At 65.0% G+C, this 9,888-nt stretch carries 8 protein-coding genes and 1 pseudogene; 3 read left to right on the forward strand and 6 right to left on the reverse strand.

The window, feature by feature from the left end:
* The 6 genes and pseudogenes from WA702_RS15975 to WA702_RS16000 all read right to left on the reverse strand — a co-directional run.
* Positions 1-221: pseudogene (locus WA702_RS15975) on the reverse strand (chloride channel protein); the annotation flags it as partial.
* A gap of 412 nt (positions 222-633) precedes the next feature.
* Entirely contained in the window at positions 634-1,866 is a 1,233-nt protein-coding gene (locus WA702_RS15980) for an acetyl-CoA C-acetyltransferase (protein ID WP_425111504.1), read from the reverse strand.
* A 154-nt stretch (positions 1,867-2,020) separates the two neighbouring features.
* Positions 2,021-2,404: a cupin domain-containing protein gene (locus WA702_RS15985; RefSeq protein ID WP_425111505.1), complete on the reverse strand. Its 384-nt coding sequence runs from the start codon at positions 2,402-2,404 to the stop codon at positions 2,021-2,023.
* A 21-nt stretch (positions 2,405-2,425) separates the two neighbouring features.
* Positions 2,426-3,826: an FAD-binding protein gene (locus WA702_RS15990; protein WP_425111506.1), complete on the reverse strand. Its 1,401-nt coding sequence runs from the start codon at positions 3,824-3,826 to the stop codon at positions 2,426-2,428.
* 150 nt (positions 3,827-3,976) lie between these two features.
* Positions 3,977-4,681: an SDR family oxidoreductase gene (locus WA702_RS15995; RefSeq protein WP_425111507.1), complete on the reverse strand. Its 705-nt coding sequence runs from the start codon at positions 4,679-4,681 to the stop codon at positions 3,977-3,979.
* 10 nt (positions 4,682-4,691) lie between these two features.
* A complete protein-coding gene (locus tag WA702_RS16000) occupies positions 4,692-6,491 on the reverse strand; it encodes a thiamine pyrophosphate-binding protein (protein ID WP_425111508.1) in 1,800 nt (599 codons plus the stop codon).
* Between the two features lie 147 nt (positions 6,492-6,638).
* On the opposite strand from WA702_RS16000, the gene WA702_RS16005 reads away from it, so the two are divergent.
* The 3 genes from WA702_RS16005 (at position 6,639) to WA702_RS16015 (ending at position 9,857) form a co-directional block, all read left to right on the forward strand.
* A complete protein-coding gene (locus WA702_RS16005; protein WP_425111509.1) occupies positions 6,639-7,532 on the forward strand; it encodes an IclR family transcriptional regulator in 894 nt (297 codons plus the stop codon).
* A gap of 153 nt (positions 7,533-7,685) precedes the next feature.
* Positions 7,686-8,936 (forward strand): ABC transporter substrate-binding protein, encoded by a 1,251-nt coding sequence (locus tag WA702_RS16010; protein WP_425111510.1) that lies wholly within the window; start codon positions 7,686-7,688, stop codon positions 8,934-8,936.
* Positions 8,937-8,981: 45 nt separating this feature from the next.
* The gene (locus WA702_RS16015; RefSeq protein WP_425111511.1) at positions 8,982-9,857 is read left to right on the forward strand and encodes a branched-chain amino acid ABC transporter permease; all 876 of its coding nucleotides are present in this window, start codon (positions 8,982-8,984) and stop codon (positions 9,855-9,857) included.
* The last annotated feature ends 31 nt before the right edge of the window (positions 9,858-9,888 follow it).

Here is a 9,888-nt window from a genome sequence, read left to right on the forward strand (position 1 = left end):
TCGTTAGCGCTGAGCCTGACATCGATCCGGATGCCGTAAATCAGGACATGCGCGATCTGCGCGATCTCGCTCATCAGGGTCACGATCGCCCCGGCGATGATGCCGATCACGAGCGACAGCGGGATCAGATAGAACTCGTTGCTGCGCAGCAGCGCCCGCAGCCTGATCACCAACCGGTTCGAGCCCTTTCGATCGATGATGTGCGTGAGCGTCGACAGCACGGGGAACCTTGACGGTGACGAGTCCAGCGTCGTCGTCGCATAACCTGACATCAGGCGCCGGACAAGGGTCATCTACGACTATCGTCGCAAAGGTGGTTTACCGTTGGAGAAGAAGCGCTTAACGCGCACTGAACCGCGGCCGCGCGATCCCGCGCCCTCGCGCCATGGCCGGGTCGCGATCACGCAAAAGCGAGCCGCGCGGCACGCAAAACGCGGCTGCACGCTTGGCGAACCAGCCGACGTTCGTCGCATCCGGCGGGCAGCGATTGCAACTCCTGTTCGCAACTGCGATTATATCGCGGCTGCGCGGGAGGGCCAGCCGAGATGATCTGTGATCACGCTGATGAGAAATAGCAGACGGCGGGGCAGCGTCATCCGCGCCGTCCGCATGTCGGACGCCGGATCGTCAGCCTCAGACGCGCTCGATGATGATGGCGGGCGCCATGCCGCCGGCCGCGCACATCGTCACCAGCCCGCGCTTCAGGTCGCGCCGCTCCAATTCGTCGAGCAAGGTGCCGATCAGCATCGCCCCGGTGGCGCCGATGGGATGACCGAGCGCGATCGAGCCGCCGTTCACATTGACCTTGGCGCGGTCGAGCTTGAGGTCGCGGATGTATTTCTCCGCGACCACGGCAAAGGCCTCGTTGATCTCGAACAGGTCGATGTCGTCGAGCGTCAGCCCCGCCTTGGCCAGCACCTTGCGGGTCGCCGGCACCGGCGCGTTCAGCATCAGGGTCGGGCTGTCGCCCATATTGGCCATCGCCACCACGCGCGCCCGCGGTTTCAGGCCGTGCGCCTTGGCGTAATCAGGCGAGGCCAGCAGCAGCGCCCCGGAACCATCGACTACGCCGGAGGAATTGCCGGCGTGATGAACGAAGTCGATGTCGAGACCGGGATGCTTCTGCAGGATCAGGCTGCGATAGGTGGTGCCCTTGTCGTCCAGCGTGTAGTCGGCGATCGCCGGAAAGGCCGGCTTCAATCCGGCCAGCGCTTCGGCTGTGGTCTGCGGGCGCGGATATTCCTCGCGGTCGAGCGCCAGGCTGCCGTCCTCGCGATAGACCGGCACCAGGCTCTTGTCGAAGTGCCCGGCCTTGATCGCGGCCGCCGCCCGCTTCTGGCTCTCCAGCCCGAGCGCGTCGACATCGGCGCGGCTGATGCCTTCCATGGTGGCGATGGCATCCGCGCAGACGCCCTGGTGCGACTGCGGATGCAGCGCACGCAGATGCAGGTTGCCGGCATCCATCATTAGCGGCCCCTCGCCGCGACGGCCCTCCATCGACATCATCTCGGTGCCGCCGGCGACGACGAGATCCTCGGTGCCCGACATGATCGAGGCCGCGGCCATGTTGACGCTGGTGATGCCGGAGCCGCAGAAGCGGTCGAGCGTGACGCCGGAGGCGCGGATGTCGTAGCCAGCAGCGAGCGCGGACATGCGGCCGAGATCTCCGCTCTGCGGCCCGCGCTGCGACGAGCAGCCCCAGATGATGTCGTCGACATCGGCGGTGTCGATGCCGGTGCGCTCGGCCAGCGCGCGCAGCACGGTGGCGCCGAGATGCTGCGGATGCAGACCGGCGAGCGCGCCCTTGCCGGCCTTGCCGATGCCGCGCGGGGTCCTGCAGGCGTCGATGATCAGCGCGTCAACCATGGTGTTCCTCATATCTTGTCGTTGTCCGGCCGGTGGCCGCGTTGAGGATCGCATAGCATTGCGCCGCGCGGCTCCACAACCGCGCGAAGTGCAGGCCTGACCGGAAGTCATGTCGGCGGCGCGTTGCGCCAGCGCGCTTTTTCCGTCCCGCGGCCTACTCCGGCTTTTCGTTGTCCGTCACCGGCGAGGTGATGACGAGGAACACCAGATCGACCAGGCCGGTGTTGGAGATCGCGTGCTCGACGCCCGGCGGCAGGAAGATGAAATCGTGCTTGCGCACGACGTGGTTCTTGCCGTCGATCTCCATCAGCCCTTCGCCTTCGAGCACGTGATAGACCTGCTCCTGCACCTTGTGAGCATGGCGCGCGACATGGGCCATCGGCTGGTACATCGAGATGCGGTAGTCGAGATGGCGCGAGCCCGCCGTCTCAGGCATCACCAGCGGCTTCGACAGCGCGCCGCCGAAATGGTTCGGGAACTCGCGCCACGGTACCTCGGCGATGTTGCGGATGAAGGCGGTCGCTTTATCGGCAGCCATGATCGGCCCTCCATGTTTCTGTTAGTTGTCGTACGCCGCGAGGAAACCGACGGCCTCCTGCCCGGCGATGCGCCCGAACACCAGCGCGCGCAGCACCGCGACCGCGTTCGGCGCGGTGCGATAGAAGTGACCGGTGGTCTCGCCGGCGGCATAGAGACCTCCGATCGGTCCGGCCTCGCCGAGCACCCGCGCCCGCGCATCGGTGGCGACGCCGCCGAAGGTATAGGCGATCGCACCGACCAGCGGATAAGCGAGGAACGGCGATTGAGTCAGCGGCCGTGCCCAGTTCGACTTCGGTGGCGAGAGACCTGGCGCAGCCGCGAGGCCGTCGCGGCGGGTGGCATCGAACCGTGCGACATCACCGGTCGCGGCAGCGTTGAACTCGTCGATGGTCCGTTTCAGTTGTTCCGCCGGAATGCCGATCAGAGCCGCAAGACCTTCGATGGTGTCGGCGCGAAATGGCGGCACGTCGGAACGGATGGCGCGCTCGAAGCCGTCGATTGCGAACAGGCGGCTGTCGAGGATGGCGTAGGCCACACTGCCGGACCGGTTGAAGTGAATGTCCCGGGACAGCGTCTCCCAGGTCTCATGCACGAGGCCGGCGCCCTCGTCGCAGAAGCGCTTGCCGTCGCGATCGACCACGATGCCGTAGGGATAGACCAGCACGACCGGTGCCGGCTTGTCGCTGCGCGGATCGACCGGCTCGCTATGCATGCCGTCCCAATCGCCCGACAGCTTTGCGCCGAGATCAGCCGCCATACGGATACCGTCGCCGCGGTTAAAACCTGTCCCGGGCGCGATCATGCGTAGGGTCTCTCCCTCAGCACCGAACTGACGCACCATCATCGCAGCATTGCCTTGGAAGCCGCCGGAGGCCAGCACAGCGGCATCGGCGTCGATCGTCTCGACGCGATCAGTAGTCCGTACCTCAAGGCCACACAGCCGGCCATCCGGTCCGGTCAGCAGCCGCTCGGCCACCGTCTCATAACTAATCGTGACACCGGCCGCCTCCGCGGCCTCCTGCAGCGTTGCAATGATCGCGTCTCCGCCACCAATCGGCTGAATCCGACGCGGGCCGACGCTGAGATAATAAGGCGGACTGGCAAAGGCGACGCCATGACGCTGCAGCCAGCCGACGGCTTCCGGCGCGCGCTCGGCGAGAACTCGAAAATAGGCCGAATCGCCCTGCCCGCCGCAGGCCTCCAGCATATCGGCCTCGAACGCCGGCGCGATGCTGTCGGTCTGGTCCATGCGCATGTTGGCCGGGCTCCAGCGCGTGTTGCCGCCGGCATCCTCGCGCCGCGCCCGCTCCAGCACCGTGATCGCGATCGAGCGCCCAGCAGCTTCCGCTGCCGATAGCGCCGCCGCAAGACCCGCGGCGCCATGGCCGACCACCACCAGTCTTTTTAGATCGCGCGTCATAATCGTCGCTGGTCCCTCATCGTCATGCCCGCGCAGGCGCGCATCCAGTAAACACCGGCCATCGTGAGAACCACGACCGCCGCGGCGTACTGGTTCGCCCGGTCAAGCCGGGCGACGACACCGTTTTGTTGGGCGCGCGTGCCTCGCTCCTCACGTCACCAGCGCGCCGCCATCGAGATAGACAATCGAGCCGGTCATGAAGCCGATGGTCATGAAGGCGAGGATCTGCCGCGCGACATCTTCGCCGAAGCCGACACGACCGACCGGCAACGAGGCCGCGGTCTTTTCCAGCATCTCGCGGCGTGCCTGCTCCGGCATCGCGGCGCGGATCGGCGTGTCGATGATGCCGGGCGACACCGCATTGACCCGCACCGGCGCCAATTCGAGCGCAAGCGAGCGTGCCAGCGATTCCAGCGCGCCATTGGCGGCGCCGATGATCGCCGAGTTCGGCCGCGGCCGAACGCTCAAGTAGCCCGTAACCAGCGTCAGCGAGCCGCCCGCATTGATCTGCGCCTCGCGCGCCACCCGCCAGGCGCCCCAGAACTTGCCTTCCATGGTGGCGCGCACGTCGTCCATCGCCACCGTCTTCACCGGCCCACTGCGAAGCTGCGCCGCGGTGACCACGACGTGATCGACCGGCCCGCAGCGCTTGAACAGATTGGCGATGCTCTCGTCGCTGGTGACGTCGGCGGTGACAGCGCTCAGCTTCAGCTTCGACGCCACCGCCTCAAGCCGCTGCTCGTTGCGCGCGGCGATGATGACATCGGCGCCTTCGCTGTGCGCCAGTTCTGCGGTGGCAAGGCCGATCCCCGAGGAGCCACCGACCACGATCACCTTCTTGCCGACGAGCTGCATGATATTCTCCTTACGTTGGCTGGAAGCGCGTGCCAATGCCCGGCTTGCTCTGGCCGAGGCCGGGCAACTCCCAGACGCCGGCGCCCGACGGATTGACATCGGCGGCGATGTCGACGTCGATCAGATAAGGCTTGTTGGCGGCGATGCCCTTGCGGACGGCCTCGCCGATATCCGCGGCGCGATCGACCCGCACGCCTTCGACCCCGCACGAACGCGCCATCGCCGCGAAATCCGGATTGTAGCGCTGGCCGGTGGTGGGATCGTGGAAATCGGTGGCAAGCTCGCGGCCGCCGAGATAGCCGCGCTGCAGGCCACGAATGGACGCATAGGCGTAGTTGTTCCAGACCACCCAAACCACGGGCAGATTATATTCGACCGCGGTGCCCAGCACATTGGCATGCATGAAGAAGGCGCCATCGCCGCACACGGACACGCAGGGGCGGTCGGGAGCTGCGAACTTCGCGCCCATCACGCCGGCGACGCCAAAGCCCATCGGACCGAACCCCATCGAGCCGATCAGCGAGTCCGGTCGCTTCGGCTTGCAGAAGCCGAGCAGCCAGTTGTGATGCACGCCGATGTCGGAGACCAAAATGGCATCCTCGGGCAGCGCCTTGTCGATCTCGAGCGCGGCGCGCTGCGGATTGATCGGCGTCGTGTCATCCGAGAAGCCGGGCGCAACGAACTTGTCCCACTCCTTGCGATAGCCGTCGATCTGCATCAACCACTTTTTGCGCGCGTCGAGCTTGCCGTCGAGATGGCCGCGGCGGTCGAGCTCGGCATGGAGCTGGCGCAGGAAGGTGCGGACGTCGGCCATCAGCCCGAGCGCGACCGGATAGTTGCGGCCGATCTCCTCCGGATCGATGTCGACATGGATCAGCCGCGTCGGCGGGATGGTGAAGGAGTAACCGGGAAGCCATGAGCTCGAGGTGCGATCGTCGAAGCGGACGCCGAGCGCGAGCAGTACGTCGGCCTGGCGCGTCGCGTGATTAGCCTGGTAGTGGCCGGCGCGCGCGACGAGGCCAAGCGCCAGCGGATGATTGGTGTCGATGGCGCCGAGGCCGCTCGCGGACGACGCGACCGGAATCTGCAGCCGCTCGGCGAGCTTCAGCAACTCCTCCGCCGCGCCGCCGTAGCGCACGCCTTGACCGACGATGATGGTAGGTCGGTCGGCCGACAACAACATGTCGACCGCCTTGACCACGCCCTCGGGATCGGCGCCGCAGCGGCTTGAAATATTCGCGTTCCACGCCTGCGCGTTCGGCGCCTCTTCTGCTGCTGATTCCATGAACACGTCGAAGGGCACGTCGAGCACGACCGGGCCCGGCCGTCCCGTCACCATCGTCTTCCAGGCCTGCCGCACCGCCAGCGGCACCATCTCGCCGCGGGTCGGCTGGAACACCTTCTTGCAATAGGAGCGTACGGTGGAGGGAAAGTCGGCCTGGTAGTGCCGATACAATTCCTGGAACGCACCGCGATTGAATTGCGAGGTTGGCACATTGCCAGTCACCGCCAGGAACGGCACCGAGTCGAGAAACGCATTGCCAAGCGAGATCGGCAAATTGGCCGAGCCCGGACCGCACGACGTGAAGGTCGCGGTCGGCTTGCCCGAGACGCGGTAATAGACATCAGCCATGAAGCCGGAGACGCTCTCGTGATGGGTGGAGATGGTCTTGATGTCGGCGGAGCGCTCATAGAGCGCGTCGATGAACTGGATGTTGCCGTGGCCGCAGAGACCGAACACCTGCGGTACCTTCTCCTGGATCAGATAGTCGACAATGACCTGGGCACCATTGAGCATATTGCCTGACATCGGATCCTTCCTTTTTATTCGGCGGCCTTCTTGCGCAGGCCAGCACCCGGGACTTGGCCACCCCGGGCAGCCCGAACCGTATTTCTCATAATGCTGTACGTCAATTCAGAATGTGGTAGGGTCGAAATTATGGGAAAACATGAAAACGTGAAACCGCGCACGAGGCCAAAGGCCACCGAAAAGCCCGAACGGCTGCGCAAGGCTGACATCGCCAAGCTGGTGAGGCCGGCGCGGGACGACATCGACGACGAGGCCGAGGAGCGCCAGCGCGGCGGCGTGCAGTCGCTCGGCCGCGCCTTCACGATCCTGGAAGAGGTCGCGCGGCATCGCGAGGGCGTCGGCCTCGCCGATCTCAGCAAGCGCGTCGGCTTGCACAATTCCACCACTTTCCATCTGGCCCGCACTTTGGTGTCGCTCGGCTATCTGCGCCAGGAGAAGGAGAGCAAGCGCTACCGGATCGGCCGGCCGCTGTTCGCGCTGGCGGCGAGCGCGCTCGACGAGATCGAGATGGTCAATGTGGCAACGCCGTTGCTGGAAGATCTGTCGCGGGAGACCGGCGAGAGCAGCCATTTCGCTGTCCGGATGGGCGATGCCATCGTGGTGATCGCACGCACCGGTGGCGCCGGCGCCTTCCAGCTCACCGACCGCGTCGGCGTGGTGCGTCCTGCGCATTGCACCGCGCTCGGCAAGATCATCCTGGCCTCGCTGCGGCCCGACCAGTTGCAGCGGTTCCTCGGCCGCGTCGAGCTGACGCCGTCGACCGACAAATCGATCACCGATGTGAAGGTGCTGCTGCGCGAGATCGAGGAGATCAGGACCACGGGCATTGCCTTCGACGATGGCGAGTTCAATGCGGAGGTGCGCTGCATCGCGGTGCCGGTGATGGACTTCACCGGCCAGGTGATCGGCGCGCTCGGCATTTCCGGGCCGATCTGGCGGATGTCGAACCAGGCGCTGCAGGCGTACGCCAAAGCGGTGCGGCTGGCTGCCAACCGGCTATCAACCGATTTCGGCACCAAGAGTGTGGGGCGTTCAACCTGAGTGCCGTGCTGCCGATTTGGCGTTGACAGCGCCCGTTCCGACCGGAGATAGTCTCCGGCAATCAAAGATAGCCTCTCACATTCTGGCATGAACATGCAGAAGCGACAGAGAGACGGACATAAAGCCCCGACAGGGGCCCGGGAGGATCAAGCCATGACGCGCTACAGCCGACGCACCTTGTTGCAAGCAAGCGCCGCCCTCGCCGGCGCCTCCACCCTCGGTTTCCCGTCGATCGGCCGCGCCCAAGGGGACAAGAACGCGGACAAGATCAAGATCGGGCACCTGACCCCGCTTACCGGTTTTCTTGGCACGCTCGGCACCTACGCGCAGCTTGGCATCAAGCTGGCGCAAGAGGAGATCAATGCGAGCGGCGGCGTCATGGGCCGCCAGCTCGATGTGTTATCGGAAGACAGTGTCAATCCAGCGACCGCCGCCACCAAGGCGCAGCGGATGCTCGATCAGGATGGCGTGACTGTGCTGATGGGCGAGATCAATTCGGCCTCGGCACTGACCATCATGCAGGTCGCCGCGCGCAACAAGCGCCTCTACATGCAGATCGGCGCACGGTCGGACGCACTGCGCGGCAAGAACTGCAACCGCTATACCTTCCATGTCGACATTCCCTCCACCGTGATGGTGAACGCGGTCGGCAAGGCGCTGGTCCGCGACAACATGATGAAGGACAAGAAGTTCTACACGCTGACCGCGGACTACATCTTCGGTCACGATCTGGCGCGCGCGGCGCGCGCCTTCTTCGATGCCAATGGCGGCAAGGTGGCGGGCGACGAACTGGTGGCGACCGACGTCACCGATTTCAGCCCGTATCTTTTGAAGATCCGGCAAGCGAAGCCGGACGTCGTCTGCTCCAATCTCGCCGGCAACCAGGTCACCAACCTGATCAAGCAATATGCCGAGTTCGGCCTGCCCTACCCGATCGTCGGCTTCAATTTGAACACCGCCGATGCGTGGGCCGCCGGCGCGGGTAATCTCAGCGGGACCTGGCCGACGGTCTGGTATCACACGCTCGACGTCCCGGGATCGAAGGCCTTCGTTGCCGCCTTCACCAAGAAATACGGCAAGGTGCCGGAGAACCATGCCTGGATCGAATACATCTCGCTGAAGATGATGGCGCAGGCGATGGCCGAGACCAAGTCGACCGAGACCGACAAGCTGATCCCGTATTTCGAGCAGCAGACGCAGTTCGATATCCTCAAGGGTCGCAAAGGCTACTTCCGCAACTGGGATCACCAGCTGATGCAGGAAGCCTATCCCTTCACCGTCAAGCCCAAGGATCAGATCAAGGATCCCTACGACATGCTTTCGCTTGGCGCCGCCATCCCGGAGCCGAATGAATCGCTTGAGTCCATCGCGCTGACTAAGGAGCAGAATCCCTGCTCGATGTGAGCGTTCACCCGGCCGCCGACAGAAAGAGTTTTCCGGGGTTCGCAGATGCAGTTCGAATTCTTGGCTGAGCAGGTGGTGAACGGCCTTGTGCTCGGCGGCTATTATCTGCTGATCGCGCTCGGGCTGTCGCTGATCTTCAGCGTCGGCGGCGTCGTCAATCTGGCCCATGGTGCGTTCTATGCGCTCGGCGCCTACATCGCCGTCACGCTCACGCAATCGCTCGGCTTCGGCGCGGCGGTGGTAATTTCCCCGGTCGTGGTCGCCCTGCTTGGCATTCTGTTCGAGCGCTTCATCCTGCGCCGCTTCTACACCGCCGATCCGATCCTGAGCCTGCTCGTCACCTTTGGGCTGGCCATGATCACCGAGCAGGCGATCCGCATCATCTGGGGCCCGGCACCGCTCTCGGCCGAAATTCCGCAGTCGTTTCGCGGCTCCATCATCGTTGGCGACTTCCTGTTCTCGCGCTATCGCCTGCTGATCCTCGCCGTCGTCGCCGTCGTGCTGCTCGCCGTCTGGCTGCTGCTGCAGAAGACCTCGTTCGGCCGCGTGGTACGCGCCGGCATCCAGCGGCCCGACATGGTGGCCGCGCTCGGCATTCGCCTGCAGCCCTACATGACCGCGATCGTGATGCTCGGCGTCGGCATGGCCGCGCTCGGCGGCGCCTTCTTCGCCCCGATTACCATCGTGCATCCGGCGATGGGCGCCGAAATCATCACGGTCGCCTTCGTCGTGGTGGTAATCGGCGGGCTCGGCAGCTTCTGGGGCGTCGTGCTGGCCGCACTTCTCGTCGGGGTGGTCCGCGGCATCACCATCCATTTCGTGCCCGCGGCCGGCGAGGCCTCGATCTACATCCTGATGTTCGCGGTGCTGCTGGTACGCCCGCGCGGGCTGCTCGGTGAGCGGATCGAGAAGTTCGAATGACGACGTCATCAGCCCACAAATATCGTCCGCT

It is taken from the genome of Bradyrhizobium sp. (assembly GCF_049798375.1).
Classification (GTDB): Bacteria; Pseudomonadota; Alphaproteobacteria; order Rhizobiales; family Xanthobacteraceae; genus Bradyrhizobium.

What these genes read in the sequence shown, in the direction of transcription:
- WA702_RS15980 (WP_425111504.1), bottom strand. Translation starts at nt 1,866, where the DNA reads ATGGTTGACGCGCTGATCATCGACGCCTGCAGGACCCCGCGCGGCATC.
- WA702_RS15985 (WP_425111505.1), bottom strand. Translation starts at nt 2,404, where the DNA reads ATGGCTGCCGATAAAGCGACCGCCTTCATCCGCAACATCGCCGAGGTA.
- WA702_RS15990 (WP_425111506.1), bottom strand. Translation starts at nt 3,826, where the DNA reads ATGACGCGCGATCTAAAAAGACTGGTGGTGGTCGGCCATGGCGCCGCG.
- WA702_RS15995 (WP_425111507.1), bottom strand. Translation starts at nt 4,681, where the DNA reads ATGCAGCTCGTCGGCAAGAAGGTGATCGTGGTCGGTGGCTCCTCGGGG.
- WA702_RS16000 (WP_425111508.1), bottom strand. Translation starts at nt 6,491, where the DNA reads ATGTCAGGCAATATGCTCAATGGTGCCCAGGTCATTGTCGACTATCTG.
- WA702_RS16010 (WP_425111510.1), top strand. Translation starts at nt 7,686, where the DNA reads ATGACGCGCTACAGCCGACGCACCTTGTTGCAAGCAAGCGCCGCCCTC.
- WA702_RS16015 (WP_425111511.1), top strand. Translation starts at nt 8,982, where the DNA reads ATGCAGTTCGAATTCTTGGCTGAGCAGGTGGTGAACGGCCTTGTGCTC.